Source organism: Tenuifilum sp. 4138str (genome assembly GCF_041102575.1).
GTDB classification, from domain to species: Bacteria; Bacteroidota; Bacteroidia; order Bacteroidales; family Tenuifilaceae; genus Tenuifilum; species Tenuifilum osseticum.
On record NZ_JBGCUE010000003.1, the window covers coordinates 75,210 to 90,409 of the forward strand.

Sequence of the window (15,200 nt, forward strand, 5' to 3'; positions counted from 1 at the left end):
TGAACTAATCTTTATGCAAAACCACATTTAAAGGAATAAAAGCGCCCACTTTCAAGCCCCAGTCAATATTATCAACAGGGGTAAACAGAAATACAAACGCATTTCCCACGTTCCCTAATTTGAAATTGGGGCCGGTCTGGACTATGAATTTATTTTCATCTATCATATACTCTTCCGCCAAAACCCACGATACCGGGATTTTTTTGTCGAACCCTACAAACCAGTATTCGTTAAAATTGTAGATGGCGTTGGCAAAGGGCGTGTATCCCACCGACAGATAGGTTTTATTGTTAAACATGGCGCCCAATTCGGCATGGATACGCGTTATTTCCCTTTTGTTACCGTCAAAATCATACATCACAAAAGGATTAACACGTACCCCTGTGATTACTTTTAACCGTTCGCCTTCCTGGGCATTCGCTGTGAATACCCAGAAAAGTACGAAGGTTAATAACAATAGTTGTTTTCTCATTTTCAAAAGTTTTGAATATGTTCCCCAAATAAACTGCAAGCAGAATTATAGATTCTCAATTACCTTTTCAAGTTTCGCCCTGATTTCATTGGCGATATCACTTAATTCGTCATTTTCAACCGCCTGCATGGAAGCCACCGGGTCAACGGCAGCTACTTCTGTTTTGCCATTATCCAGTTCCTGCACAATTACATTGCAGGGGAGCATGGCGCCTATTTTGTTTTCCGCTTTCAATGCTTCATGAGCAAAGGGTGGATTGCAAGCCCCTAAAATTTGGTATTTTTTGAAATCTACGTCCAGCTTCTTTTTTAATGTAGCCTGTACATCAATTTCGGTCAACACCCCGAAACCTTCTTTTTTTAGTTCTTCGGTTACAATTTTAATGGCTTTGTCGAAACCGTACTCTGTTGTTTTTTCAATGTAATACTTCATGATATTTTTATTTTACATTAAATCTTTTTTTCGTTCTTCAAACTCCTGTTTGTTTATTTCGCCACGGGCGTAGCGCTCTTTTAAATAATCGAGCGCCGACTTACTTTCGGGTGGGTTGCCGGGGCGGTTATTTTGACTCATTCCTTTAACAACCATCCAAACAACGGCAATTACGATAATGAGCCCTATAACCCACCACCAGCCCATTCCCATTCCCCATCCGTGACACCCAAATCCATCCATCATAACATTCTCCTTTCTTTTTATCGCTTGTTTTTTTAAAAACCGAACTGGTGTTTACCAACAATTGCTGCGACGTGACATCATCATCTGTTTACGAGAATTCATTCCCATATTACCTGCATGCCAGCAATTTTCCGACATATCCCACCAATTGTAATTGTTGTTGTTAAAGTAGGTAAGCTGCTTTTCAGTAAGAAGTTTTTTTACCTGAACTTTTGTCTCCAGGTTGATATCCTCAATTTTTTCTTCCTTGTCGCGGATAGTGCTTCTCAGTGATTTCACCTTTTTTACATCCAGCTCAGGATTTGAATTAGCAGCCCGGTATTCCATTCTCAAACTGCGAAGCTCATTTTCGATTGGAAGCTTTTTCTCGTAGCTGTTTTTACGTAGCTCATTGATTTCCGTAATTTGTTCGGCTGATAACGCATATTCTGCCGGGGTGTTGTAATTCCACCATTGGGCATCGGCGTTAGCCGACCAGTTTGAGTTACAGCAATGGTGCTGTGCCATTGCCTGCGATGCAGAAAAGACAATCAATCCTGCAAGTAAAAAAGCCATTTTAAATTTTCCAGTTTTCATAATTAATAATTTTTAATGTTAGACATTCTAATAATTTCAACATCAAAATTACCAATAAGTTAGTGCAACACTATTGCAAAGTTAATCGCAGCGCGGGCACACCCCGTTAATGATGAATTGCGCATTATCGTAGGTGTAGCCTTCAGGCAGTTTAATGTTGGGAATTGGAAGTTCTTTCATGCAACGTGTTCTGCCGCAACGGGTACAATAAAAATGAACGTGCAGGTCATGTATATTACATGTGCAATCGTCATCGCAAACGGCATACTTCACCGAGCCTGAACCATCATCAACAGGGTGGACAATGAAATTTTCCTCGAATGTTTTAAGCGCCCTGAAAATGGTTGAACGCTCCACTTTTTCAAATCGTTGCTCCAAATCCGCCAGGCTCAGCGCTTTCCCGGTTTCGGCAAGTGTTTTATAAACCAGGGTTCGCATGGCTGTTGGTTTGACGTTTTTCGATTCAAGTTTTTTGTTAATCTCGTCATTTGTCATTTTAAAAATATTCTGTATTAATTACTACATCCCAATAAAATTTAGTTCAATTATGGTTTAAATGCAAATTAAACAAAAAGCTGCGGCAACCAGAAAGCTGCCACAGTTTAATATTTGATTAATTCCCCTTTTTCAAACCATCTTTCACCCGGTAAATCTGGTTTACATTAGAAACATAAATCAACCCATCGCCGGGGTTTAATGTTTTGCCTTGTTCTGAAATAATGTGTACCACTTTGTCCACATCATTTTTATTGACCACAAGTTCCAGTTTGGCCACTTCGCTGTCGGTAATAGAAAATTTCTGGGACACAAAGGCATCCTCATCCTGTAATTTCCCGGTACCTTCCGCCGATGAAATGGTCATGTTCTCAAAACCTGCATCTTTTAAATGATGCACTATACCATCTACTTTATTGGGCCTTATAAATGCTTTTATTTCTTTCATATCTAATCTTTTTTAAAAGTTTATTAATCGTCATCACCTGCTTCGTCTTTTTTCAAATCAGACAAAAGGTAGTAAGCTGCGTTCATTACAATCTGTGTATCATCGGGCAGGGGATTGAGCAATTTTACCTCTGTATAACCTTCATCCTGCAAGCCTGCAACTACTTCTACCATGCGGAAAGCCATCACTTCATCGCCCTCACCTTCATGTGTGCCTTCTTCATGTCGGGCATGCTCCTCATCGCTTTCTTCTGCGTGTGTTTCATCATGCGCGTGTTCGTCTTCGTCAGCATGGTTAACCTCATGCCCGTGTTCCGCTTCGGTGGCTTGTTCATCCAGCACGAAAATATAAGATTTTGTGCCTTCGGAAACAATGGCATCGTTGGGCAAGGTGCGGGTATAATTTTCATCGGTATGGATGTGTCCTGAAATGTACATGCCCGGAATAAGGCCCGGTACGGTTTCATCCAGGCTGGCATGTACATGCACGGCCCTGGCGTTGGCTTCAAATTCCTGACCGATGGCAAAAATCGTTGCCGTGAGCTCCTTATCGGGAATATTGGCTGCGGTAAAATGTACCTTTTGTCCTTTTTCCAGTAAATGCACATCATTTTCATACACCATAAAATCAGCATGGATTTCGCTGTTGTCGGTAATTTCAAATAGCATGTCCTGTGCCCCGGCATACGTGCCCACTTTCACGTCTATTTCATTCACGTACCCATTGATGGGCGAAACAATGGGAACGCTGTTGGAAATCGTTCCCTCTTTAACTTTTTCGGGCGAGAGGTGCAGGAGTTGCAAGCGGGCTTTTAATCCCTGGTGTTTTGCTTTGGCCGAATTATATTCCGACTTTACCTGTTGGAACTCCCTGCCTGCGCCTACGTTGTTCTCGAAGAGCTCTTTCTGGCGTTCATACTCCATTTCCAGGTATTCGAGCCGGCTGGCTAATTCGGCAAAATCTTCCTGTAGTTTGATATAATCAGGGTGTTCGAGAATGGCGAGGGTTTGTCCCCTACGCACCTTGTCGCCATGGAAAACTCTGATATCCCGCACATTTCCCCCGATTACTGCCGTAACTTCTGCCGAGCTTGCGGGCGGCACCTGCATCTCACCGTTTGTTTTTACCATGGTGGTGAGGTTTCGCATTTGGAAAGTCCCCAGTTCTAAATCCAGGGCTTCGCGTTGCTGTGGATTAAGCAATACCACGCCTTCGGGGCCCTCTTTTTCCGTGTGTTCCCCGGGTTCACTGTTTTTGCTTTTGTTGTTGTTGCACGACATGAGTGTAACTACTGCAAGAAGCGCTATAATTATTTTTGATTTCATTGTTATCTGTTTTTAAAATTATTGACCTGTAATGAATTCCAATTGTTCTTTAATTTCGAAATATTCCGCCAGCCGGGACAAATATTCCTGCCTTGTTTTAATGGCTGATTCGGTATTCTGGATAAACTCGATATAACCGAGACTGCCCAAACGGTAACCCAGGTTGGCGGCTTCAATTTGTTCATCGGCAAGTGGCAGCGCTTCGTTTTTATAATATTCCAATACCTCGCCCATCACCCTGTACCGGCTTAAAAGTTCTTTGTAGGAAGCGTTCAGTTCGAGCGCCCGCTGCTTGAATTGCTGCCCGGTCATTTCGTAATTGATACGGGCGGCTTTTGTTTTGCCCGACTGGGAAAAGAACAGCAGAGGAATGGAGATACCGGCCTCCCATCCATAATAACCGGATGTTCCATCGACAGATTGCCGGGAATACCCCAAATCGAGCTTAGGCAAAAAATTTGCTTTTTCGGCTTTCCACTCTGCTTCGGAAACATCCAACTGTTGCTTGTAAAGATTAAGCAAAGGGACGGCGTTTAACGAATCAAGCGGGTAGGAAGTTTGAATGGTTTCATCCCATTCCTGCCCGGCATCGGCAATTTCAACACCATCGGGGTACATCAGGTACTGGTTCAGCAGTTGCAAAGAAGCCATGTATTCGCTCTCTGCCTGTTTCATGTTAACCATTAATTCCTGGTATTTGGCAGAAGCTGCCAGATAAGCTACTTTGGATGTTTGCTGGGTTTCGAAACGCAACCCGGCAGCCCTGAGGAAATCGGCATAAACACTGTCGAGCCGGTTGTACAATTGGGTTTGCTTTTTGGCTACCAATGCCCGGTACCATGCAAGGCTCACGTTTCTGACCAACTCATCTTCGGTCAGTTCAAGTCTTGATTCGGCCAGGTTGATGCGCGATTCATTCAGCTTGTTTTTAGCAGGTATGCCAAACAGGTCAATTTCCGATTGCGCCAATCCAATTTGGGTTTGAATACCCACCTCACCATTGCCGGTCTCCTCCTTTCCGGTGTATATAGAGGTGCTGCCCAAATCATAAGCTGTGGCTTTCAGGGCCTTTTGTTTTTCAACATTGAGCGAAGCGGCTTTTAGCGAAGGATAGTTTTCCTTAGCCCGTTCAATAGCCTGCTCAAGGGTAACGTTGTTTTCCTGTGCTTTCAGGCTGCCCGAAATTCCAAGCCCGCCGAAAATAAACAACAGAGTTATTACCGTGGTATTGAGTTTGGGCGCTTTCAGTTTTGTTTTGCCCGACTCTACCATTTTATATAAAACAGGCAACACGACCAGTGTTAGAAGCGTGGACGTTAACATTCCGCCAATGACCACCGTTGCAAGCGGACGTTGCACTTCCGCCCCTGCTGATGTGGAAATGGCCATAGGCAGGAAACCGAGTATATCAGTTGAAGCGGTGAGGAAAATAGGGCGTACCCGGCGAATGGAACCTTTTTTGATAATATCACCCAGGCTAAGTTTTCCCTCTTCTTTTAACTCGTTAAAACCGCTTATTAATACCAGTCCGTTTAACACTGCCACACCAAACAGCACGATAAAGCCTACGCCTGCCGAAATACTAAACGGCATTCCCCGCAAGTAAAGCGAAAGTATTCCGCCCACTGCTGCCAGTGGGATGGCCATGTAAATCATCAGGGTTTGTTTAAACGATTTTGTGGCAAAGAAAACCAGCATAAATATCAATGCCAGAGCGAGTGGCACAACAAGTGAAAGCCGTTGGGTTGCCCTTTCGAGGTTTTCAAAAGCGCCGCCGTAGCGGATGTAATAGCCCGAAGGCAATTCCAGTTCTTCATCAAGTGTTTGCTGTATTTCTTCCACCAGCGATTTAACGTCCCTGCCTTCCACGTTAATGCCAACATACGTGCGCCTGTTGGTATTGTCGCGGCTGATTTGCATGGGCCCCGGCTGATAGCTTATTTCAGCTACCTCTTTCAGTGGTACCTGGTTACCGGTGGGGGTGTTTACAAACAGGTTCCGAAGGTCGTCAATGCTTTGGCGGTGTTCTTCGTCGAGGCGTACCACAAGGTCGAACATTCGCTCACCTTCGTAAATTACCCCGGCAACACCCCCGCTAAATGCTGTTTCAACCACAGTATTAAGGTCTTTAATTTTGAGTCCATACTGCCCCAGTTTGGTACGGTTATAGTTAACGGTTATTTGAGGCAATCCACTGGTTCTCTCAGCGCTTATTCCTTCAATACCCTCAATTCCCGCGATTAAGTCTGAAATTTCATCGGCTTTGTCGGCCAGCATATCCAGGTCATCGCCATATAATTTTATAGCCACATCCTGCCTGATACCAGTTAAAAGTTCGTTGAACCGCATTTCGATAGGCTGGGTAAATTCGTAGTTAATACCCGGCAACACACTTACCTTTTCCTTTACCTTGTCAATCAGTTCCTGTTTCGATTCGGCCTTTGTCCATTTGTCCTGTGGTTTAAGAATAACAAATATATCAGCAATATCCATGGGCATTGGGTCCATAGGAATATCAGCAACTCCAATACGGCTTTGAACAGACTCTACTTCGTCTGGAAAATTCTCCAGTACTATTTGTTCAAGACGGGTAGATGCATCCTTCACTTCCGATAATGATGTTCCCGGTTTCAGGAAAGCCTGGAAAGCAAAATCGCCTTCGTCCAGTTGAGGAATAAATTCGGCCCCCATACGTGAGAAAAGAAAACCACCCGAAACTAAAAGTATAAGTGCAATTCCCAATACAAGCCTTCCTTTGTGCAAAGCCCAGCCAATTACGGGTTCGTAAAGGTTTTCGAGTTTCTCTATAAAACGCTCGCCCCAGGTCTTTTTATCTGTTTTAGGCGGTCTCAGGAATAGCGCCGCCATCATGGGTATGTAAGTAAGGCACAGCACCATAACACCCAACACGGCAAACCCAAAGGTCATGGCCATAGGCTTAAACATTTTGCCTTCAACGCCCTGCAATGCCAGTACCGGGATAAAGACAATAAGGATAATAAGCTGACCGAAAAATGCAGAGTTCATCATTTTACTGGCTGAATTGTAGGCTATTTCATTTCGCCGGGGCAGGCCGATTTTTTTCCCGATAAACTCGTTCCGGTGCAGGTAAAAAATCATGCTTTCCACAATGATTACCGCTCCGTCAACCAGAATACCGAAGTCGATGGCTCCGAGGCTCATCAGGTTAGCCCACACACCAAATACTTTCATCATGATGAAAGCAAACAGCAAAGCCAGTGGTATGGTCGATGCCACCAGTAAACCGCCCCGAAGATTGCCAAGAAAAATAACCAGGACAAAAATTACAATCAGCGCCCCAATCGACAGGTTTTCGGCAACTGTGGATGTGGTGCTTTTTATCAGTTTGCTGCGGTCGAGGAATGGTTTTATTTCCACCCCTTCTGGTAAGGATTTTTGGATTAACGCCATGCGTTCTTTTACATCCTTGATTACATCGTTGGAGTTTTCACCCTTCAGCATCATCACGATACCGCCTACGGCTTCGCCTTTACCGTCTTTAGTAAAAGCCCCGTAACGCACAAAACTTCCGTGCTTTACTTTGGCTACATCCCTTATAAAAACAGGTTGCCCGTTTACATTGGCTACTGGTGTGTTGCGTATATCATCAATCGAACGCATTAAACCTTCGCCACGGATAAAGTTGGCCTGAAAATTTTTCTCAATATAAGCCCCTCCGGTATTCTGATTATTATCTTCCAAAGCCTCGAAAATGTCGGCAATGGTCAGGTTCATGCTTCGAAGCTTATCGGGGTTAATGGAAATTTCGTATTGTTTTCCGCGCCCTCCAAAGGAATTTACTTCAACCACCCCCGGAACCATTGCCATCTGGCGTTTTACAATCCATTCCTGCATGGTGCGTAGTTCCATGTCGTTATACACCGTATCGTAACCGGGCTGAACTTCAAGCGTGTACTGGTAAATTTCACCCAATCCGGTACTGATTGGCGCCATAAACGGGTCGGCAAAACCCTCCGGGATTTTTTCCTTAATTTCTGCCAGCGCTTCGCTTACCAATTGCCGGGGAAGGTAGGTTCCCATATTATCCTCGAAAACTATTGTTACCACTGACAGCCCAAACCGGGAAACCGAACGAATTTCGATAACCCCCGGCAGGTTGGCCACCGATAGTTCCACCTGGTAGGTTACAAACTGCTCAATGTCTTCGGTGCCCAGGTTGGGCGCGGTGGTAATCACCTGCACCTGGTTGTTGGTAATGTCGGGCACGGCATCCAATGGCACTTTGGTCATTGACCAGATACCCCCGATAATAAGCCCAATGGTCATCAAACCAATGAGGGCTTTGTTTTTGATTGAAAAAGCTATGATTTTGTTTATCATTTGATTTCTTTTAATTATTAATGTGAATCCTGTACAGCATTTTTTTCTATGCGTTCAAATTTAATACGTTCGCAGTATCATGGCAATGCAAGGATGTCTAAGTCAACTGCTCAATATTTAAGAAAGAAAAATGAATTATATTTTGGGTGGTTGCCAGATAGATGCAACGGGACTTGAAATTGCAGGTTCTTTCAATTTAAAATCTATAGTAATTTCAACTAAATTGATAAAGGAAATACTAAAAAATGAAGGAAATGAAAGTGTTTGGCAACAATGACAAAAACAAAACGGGGAACATAAATCAACTTCGTTTGATTGATTCGGGCTTTGTTCTGATAATTCAATAGAAACAGAATTTGTATTGGCAGCATGTACATCATTGCATGGTATGGCTGTTAAAACCATTACGTACATTGATAATATTACTGCTACATATTTCATTTAAAATTCATGTATTTTCTGAATTACAACGGCAAAGATACCCCAAAGTTCATGCAACCCGGTTGCAAAGTTATTGTTTGCAATTTGAACAAACACCTTTCACCACCATATTCACGCTTTCGAGTGAAAAGTTATTGGGGAGGTTTATTTTTGGAACAGGAATATCGTTTAAACAAAATGTTTGATTGCAATTTGAGCAAAGGAAATGGACATGCAGGTCTTCGGGTTGGCAATCGCAAGCTTCCTGGCACAAAGCATATTTTACCGAACCCGAACCATCCTCAATCGCATGAATCAGTTTATTCTCCTGAAATGTTTTAAGCGTACGATACAACGTTGCCTTATCCGCTTTTTCAAATTTTTGTTCCAATTCCGGCAGACTGATAGCTGTTTTTTGTTCGGTCAAAACCTGTAAAACCAATTCGCGCATGGCGGTTGGTTTGATGTTTTTGGATTTGAGTTTGTTGTCTATGTCCTTTTTCATTATACTAACTTTAACAATCTCGGTTTGTTCAAAGCTTAAATGTAACAATTATGCACCTGTGCGTAGGCAGAATTGCAGCTCTTTTTCAAGCCTTTGGTTTGGGCGTTGGCTTGTGGGGGCTTGGAAATGTGCTGCAAGGTGGATGGGGTTTCTTTTTTGCGGAGGAAGAAAAAAACAAAATAAATTTCCATCAAATTTGCACTGTCTTATCATAAAGCTAAATCCACTGATATATCATTTTTTATAATTATCATTTCAGGTTGTCGTTGTGTCTTTTTCACTTGCCCCTAACGGTTTGGCGGTATGTTTTTGTTGCCGATTTCGAAGCACTTCACTGTCAAGTTACACGAAAGTTTATTAGATGCAGAAACGCTGAAACCCGCACTGTCTCGGCAATAAAATATACCGCCTGTTACCGCCAGGTGTTCTGTCTTCCAGTCTTGTAAACCATTGTCATTATTGAATTTCCGTATCATTGTTATTTTACTTTCTTCATTTTCTGTCGGCTTGTGTGTTAGCGTTTTTTATTTTTTTAAAGTGTCGGCAAATTTTTTAAATCAATTTCTTTCTGTACGTTGGCTTTGCAAGCTCTTTGACAAAGCTTTGGTTGGAGCGTTGGCTCGTGGGGCTTTGGCAATGTGCTTGCAAATGTGTGAGCTTATACATATTAATATCAAAATAAATCTTCCGTTTCTGCTTGTTCGAATACTTTGAAGGAACTTTCATAAAAATCCCGAAAATTTGCAATCATTTTATCTAATTCTATGTCATTTGAACTCAAAAGGAATAAATTCTTGTGTCCAATTACTATGCGTTTCTTTTTGGCTCTTGTGATAGCTACATTGAAACGGTTTGGATTAAAAAAGAATGTAGCCCGTTGCATTGCTTTTATTGGATCAGATGTAGCCAGTGAAAATATTACAATATCACGTTCCTGACCCTGAATCCGTTCAACCGTATCTAAAAACAATTTCTCCTTGAAATCGCTGTAATTATTAAGCTTAGCCAATGCCTTTTTAATTTGTCTTACCTGGGCTCTGAATGGTGTTAGAATTGCAATATTTTCAGGATCAATTTCTTTTTTAAAATATTCCTCAATAAATTCAGCAATAATTTCAGCTTCATATTCAGACCGAGATTCATTGCTCTCATGATAATGACAGAAAAGCACTTCAGGCTTATCTGCAGAAAGTATTTCGTTGTGCTTTTCAAAATTATAAGGAATATCAATTAACCACGTTTCATTTTTTGTGTCTGGTTTCAATCTACCATTATAAAATTGTTTCGAGGGGAATTCATTTATCCATTTATTCATTCTGTATGTAATATCAAGCATTATTCCTGAATGGAACTGATGCAAGTGTTCAAAAATTGATTTCTGAAAAACTACATCCGTATGGTTTTCTGCTATAATTGGGGGTAATTGTTTATGGTCACCAATAAAAATAAATTTTGAGCCTTTTACCATCGCTGCGATAGCCAATGGTATACTTAATTGCCCGGCTTCGTCAAAAATAATTACATCCCAATCCATAAACTCAAGTTTACGGGTATGAGGCGAATAGCAAGTTGCACCAACAACAATACCTCGGCTATTATTGTCATAAGCTGTATTTCTGAAATCTGGAGTATTCCTGGCTGTAGAACCATCGTAATTCAGTCCTTCTTTCTGATTGCTTTTGCCAACCTTTATAATATGTTGATATTGCGAGAGTGTTGAGCATTTTTGAAGTGCGTTATTAATAGCTGTATGGGTGGGGGCAGTGATCAGTACTTTTTTCCCTTCGATTGCAAATTGATGGGCTAAATGCGCAAGTAACCATGTTTTCCCGGAACCAGGGGGACCTTGTATAAGATAATAATTATTGGTTGCATAGGCATATGCAAAAGCTTCTTTCTGAGTATCATTAAGATTTGTATTAGATGCCAATTTTCGTCCAGCTTGTAATTGATTAGATGGAATATTAGGTGTTATACTACCTTCAAAAATTCCGTTTATTAATTTATACTTTGATGTGTCTGTTTGGAGTATAAAAGTTGATTTTTTTACAATGTGCCGGATATCAACAGCTGCAGCATCTATTTGCCAACCATTTTTGTTATTTAGCGATTGAGGAATGCTTTTGGACCCAAATCCTACTTCAAGAATCATTTCATTGTCATTATCTTCCAGGACATCTAATTCAAAAAACTTTCCGTGACCACTTAAAATAACAGGCGATGTTTCACGAAACTTTGACCTGTTATCTTCACATTTTATTTTAACTTTAGTAAAAACAATATTCCCATCATAGTTAAAATCAGGAAAAAATTCAGCAAATACATTTTCAATGGTATCACCTTTTTTTACCCTGTCTGCAATGGGTGTTTTTAATGTTTCGGCAACCTCCTGGTTTTTCCAGTCGTATTCAACATCTATTGCCCGGTTTAGTCTTTCAATTAAATTTGGCATATCTTTAAAATAAATCTGTTGGTACTGATTTAACTTTTAGAGGGTTCAGAAGATATCCATTTTTCTCTTTTATAAAATCGATTAATTTCTTAAAAGTTTTGTCCTTAATTAGAACATCTTCAGAACCTATAAGTATTAGATGATCTTTTGCTCTTGTGATTGCAACATTTAATTTGCGATCAACTCCTTCGTCATTAAGTGATTGTATAGCTCCTAACTGTGTTGTGCTTTTTACAGCGAATGAAACAATAATGATTTTTCTTTCACTACCTTGAAATCTTTCTACAGTATCAATTGTAATATCCTGTAATTTATTATCAAGATGGTTTCGGATGTTTGCAATTTGTGCTCTAAATGGAGTTATTACACCAACAGTTTCATTGGGATTAAAGTCATCCCCAAAAACTGTTGCAATGTGTTTCACTGTTTCTGCAACAAGTTTTGCTTCCTCATCATTAATTTTAGATCTTAAGTCAACTTTTGATGGAACAAATACGACTCTTGATTTAGTTAGTAAAATATTTATTGGATTATTGTTATAGCTTTCATAATTAGGAATCTTTTCTCTCTGAGAATCTTCGCTCTCCTCTAATTTATTCTTATAAAATTCTTTTTTAGGGAATTCAGCAATATCAGCATGCATCCTATACTGAAATTTTAGCGTGTCAAAACAATCATCCCATGATTTTTTTATTGCATTTTTCTTCAGACGGTAAAATAATGATTCTCGGAAATTTTTTAATGATAAGTCATTGAGTATGGCATCATCACACTTGCTATCATTTTCACTTTGTACTACAACTGCTGGTAGTTGGTTTTCGTCCCCGATAAATATCCATTTCTTAAAGTACTTCAAGAAACCAATAATCTGTGGCTCGATAACTTGAGATGCTTCGTCAATTATAAGCGTTTCAAATTTTTTGAATTTTAAAATGTCGAGGCTGTTTGCAAAAGTTGAAATTGTGGACACGAATACATTATTACTCTGAACAACTTCGTTAAGTTCATCGAGCTTTAAGCGCCCTGCTAAGTCTGACCAATAATATGGTTTATCACCTTTACCTAAGCGAATGCAATTAATATTAAGGCTTTGTAACTTTTCACATATTTCATCAACAGCCCGGTTAGTAAAAGCAACAACCATAATATCATTTTCAGGTTTTGCTAAGTTTCTGACTATTTCCACCAAAACCTTGGAGGTTTTCCCAGTGCCCGGAGGTCCTTGAATTAAGTAATAATCTTTAGCTCTTACAGCATTCTTTACATTTTCAAATTGTATCTCGTCTAATCCATTATTAGGTATTTCAATTGAGCTGTCAAACTCAGGTCGTGATAAACCCAGTACGAGGTCAATCACTCTTTTTTCCGATTTAACAAATTCATAAAGTTGCTGCAATAATTGCTTATATCCTGTTTCTCTGAAATCTCTGTCAAGTGCCCAATATTCAGATTTTGCAAAATAGTTTTTATTTAGTTGTTTGTTAATTAAGCTTATTTCAATAGAATTCATGTCTACCGAAACCACATAACATTTAAGTATCTGGGATTTTAAAGGGTGTATTTCATCGGGATTGGGAGTTGGATATAAGATTGCCGTATCACCTACCCTGAATGAACTAACATTAACGACACTCGAGAAAATATTTTTGTCGAGAGATAATTTAATATGAAAATCATCCGAAATTTCTTTGACTTTTAAGTAAATTAAAACATCATAATTTTCTATCTTATCTGACTTGGATGCCTTCCATAATTCAGCGTAACCATTAGACTTATTATAAGAATCATTACTACCAATTTTTGCAACTTGTAATTCTCTGTAAATAAACCTTAAGAAGCCCAAGAAATATGCTTTAAGGGTTTCATCCAGATTTTCAATAGTACTTTTAAATTCAACTACCAAATCTTCAAGAAACTTTGGATAGGGGCCAAAGGATTCTGAAAGGATTTCAAAAAATGGTTCGTAAATACCTCTTGCAAGTTTAAGCTCGCTAGAAACAATTCGGTTACGAAGCATTAACAATTCCTGCTTAGACAAATATTTTTCACCAGCATCAACATTTCTTAAAGGTTTCTCCTCAATTGGTGCACTGGAATATAAAATCGAATTGTATCCAATACGGTCTGGATATGTTGATGAAATCAGTAAGTCATAACACATCGTTTGAGCTTCATGGTTTAGGTATAAGCCGATATTTGTATCTGGATAATTTTTCGATGATTTAAGTTCAATAATATCTTTTCGATTACTATCGCTTCCATAATCAATGAGCATGTCAAGTCTTCCTTGTAGACCATATTTATTGGAAACAAATGTTGGCTCGAGTATGATCTCCTTACCTTTATAACTGTGAATAACTTGCTTTAACTGTTTTTCATGCTCATTTGCCTCAATATAGATTGCTTGAATTTTTGACCGGTCATAAAAACCTTTCTCATTGGCAATACATAACATTCCAAAAGAATTCTCTCGCATTACAGATTCAAAAGATGATTTGTAATTGTAGTTCTCATCCGTCACAATATCATCCAACATTTTACCTACAATATTTCCAACCATAATTCTATCGGTAATTTCACCTTTGGTGAAACGATTAAGAATGTAGAGTAGAGGATTATCTTCGTATTTTCCAAATGATTTATTATTGAATTGTCTGCATTCTGAAAGCTCTTTTGCATCAATTAGATAATCTGGTTCCAATACAACATATGACTTATCTGTTGTATAAAACTCATCTTCTTTGTCTTTGTATTTCTTAACGTTTGTAACATAAATATTTTGATACGGCTCTACAATTTTACCAAAAACCGACAAATCACTTCCAAATCCGTTTTCATTTTTATTATTCCAAAGTTTAAGCTTTATTACACCCAAACTGTCGGTATTGCAGGTTAAAACACAAAATTTACCTTCAATTTCACCGAAAGGAATAAAAACATCTTCAACTACAGCATAAAAATCATAGGTTGGAAGTATTGGTCTCTTAAATGCTGTTTTCTTTTTTATTTCATCAATAAATAATTGATAATATTCCTGAATTTTACTTGGAATAGTTATGTTAGAGAAATACGAGATTACTTCTGCTAATTGATAAACACATTTTTTATCATCCAATTCAGTTGGCTGGAATTCTGTTTCATGAACAACTTGGTTAGCGAACTTTCTTAATGTATGAGTGTTGTCAACAATATTTTTAGGTGTCTCATACTCATTGAAAATAAAAATACTTCTAGCATTTAATCCGCTTATATATTGATTGGCATCTACAGTTAACGCTTTAAATAAGTCATCTAGGATTGACCTGTATTTTGGTATCTTTTCTTTTGGGTTTAGCGTTTTATTTTCAATTGTCTCTTGAATTCTTTCAAAAAGCAATATCCCAATTTGTTTGTCAATATTTTTCATTGTAACGATATCTTTAGCGTTGGCAAAATTGCACTCTTTGACAAAGCTTTGGTCGCAGCGT

At 39.5% G+C, this 15,200-nt stretch carries 12 protein-coding genes; all 12 read right to left on the minus strand.

Annotation, left to right across the window (positions count from 1 at the left end):
• Positions 1 to 4: 4 nt before the first annotated feature.
• The 12 genes from AB6811_RS03985 to AB6811_RS04040 all read right to left on the minus strand — a co-directional run bounded on the left by AB6811_RS03985 (position 5) and on the right by AB6811_RS04040 (position 15,139).
• Positions 5 to 472 carry a hypothetical protein gene (locus AB6811_RS03985; RefSeq protein WP_369489146.1) on the minus strand — a complete coding sequence of 156 codons (468 nt, stop codon included), beginning with the start codon at positions 470 to 472 and terminating at the stop codon, positions 5 to 7.
• A gap of 45 nt (positions 473 to 517) precedes the next feature.
• Positions 518 to 904, minus strand: a complete 387-nt coding sequence (locus tag AB6811_RS03990; protein WP_291855486.1) for a DUF302 domain-containing protein — start codon at positions 902 to 904, stop codon at positions 518 to 520.
• Positions 905 to 916: 12 nt separating this feature from the next.
• Positions 917 to 1,150 carry an SHOCT domain-containing protein gene (locus tag AB6811_RS03995; RefSeq protein WP_291855483.1) on the minus strand — a complete coding sequence of 78 codons (234 nt, stop codon included), beginning with the start codon at positions 1,148 to 1,150 and terminating at the stop codon, positions 917 to 919.
• 51 nt (positions 1,151 to 1,201) lie between these two features.
• Positions 1,202 to 1,726, minus strand: a complete 525-nt coding sequence (locus tag AB6811_RS04000; RefSeq protein ID WP_010528936.1) for a periplasmic heavy metal sensor — start codon at positions 1,724 to 1,726, stop codon at positions 1,202 to 1,204.
• Positions 1,727 to 1,807: 81 nt separating this feature from the next.
• The gene (locus AB6811_RS04005; protein ID WP_369489147.1) at positions 1,808 to 2,221 is read right to left on the minus strand and encodes a Fur family transcriptional regulator; all 414 of its coding nucleotides are present in this window, start codon (positions 2,219 to 2,221) and stop codon (positions 1,808 to 1,810) included.
• 118 nt (positions 2,222 to 2,339) lie between these two features.
• Positions 2,340 to 2,669, minus strand: a complete 330-nt coding sequence (locus tag AB6811_RS04010; protein WP_369489148.1) for a P-II family nitrogen regulator — start codon at positions 2,667 to 2,669, stop codon at positions 2,340 to 2,342.
• 23 nt (positions 2,670 to 2,692) lie between these two features.
• The gene (locus AB6811_RS04015) at positions 2,693 to 3,994 is read right to left on the minus strand and encodes an efflux RND transporter periplasmic adaptor subunit (RefSeq protein ID WP_369489149.1); all 1,302 of its coding nucleotides are present in this window, start codon (positions 3,992 to 3,994) and stop codon (positions 2,693 to 2,695) included.
• Between the two features lie 18 nt (positions 3,995 to 4,012).
• The gene (locus AB6811_RS04020; RefSeq protein ID WP_369489150.1) at positions 4,013 to 8,356 is read right to left on the minus strand and encodes a CusA/CzcA family heavy metal efflux RND transporter; all 4,344 of its coding nucleotides are present in this window, start codon (positions 8,354 to 8,356) and stop codon (positions 4,013 to 4,015) included.
• Between the two features lie 135 nt (positions 8,357 to 8,491).
• Complete coding sequence (locus AB6811_RS04025) at positions 8,492 to 8,797, minus strand: DUF6660 family protein (RefSeq protein WP_369489151.1); 306 nt, start codon at positions 8,795 to 8,797, stop codon at positions 8,492 to 8,494.
• Between the two features lie 70 nt (positions 8,798 to 8,867).
• The gene (locus AB6811_RS04030; protein WP_369489152.1) at positions 8,868 to 9,281 is read right to left on the minus strand and encodes a Fur family transcriptional regulator; all 414 of its coding nucleotides are present in this window, start codon (positions 9,279 to 9,281) and stop codon (positions 8,868 to 8,870) included.
• Between the two features lie 673 nt (positions 9,282 to 9,954).
• A complete protein-coding gene (locus tag AB6811_RS04035) occupies positions 9,955 to 11,733 on the minus strand; it encodes a DEAD/DEAH box helicase (protein WP_369489153.1) in 1,779 nt (592 codons plus the stop codon).
• Between the two features lie 4 nt (positions 11,734 to 11,737).
• Positions 11,738 to 15,139: an AAA domain-containing protein gene (locus tag AB6811_RS04040; RefSeq protein ID WP_369489154.1), complete on the minus strand. Its 3,402-nt coding sequence runs from the start codon at positions 15,137 to 15,139 to the stop codon at positions 11,738 to 11,740.
• Between the last annotated feature and the right edge of the window lie 61 nt (positions 15,140 to 15,200).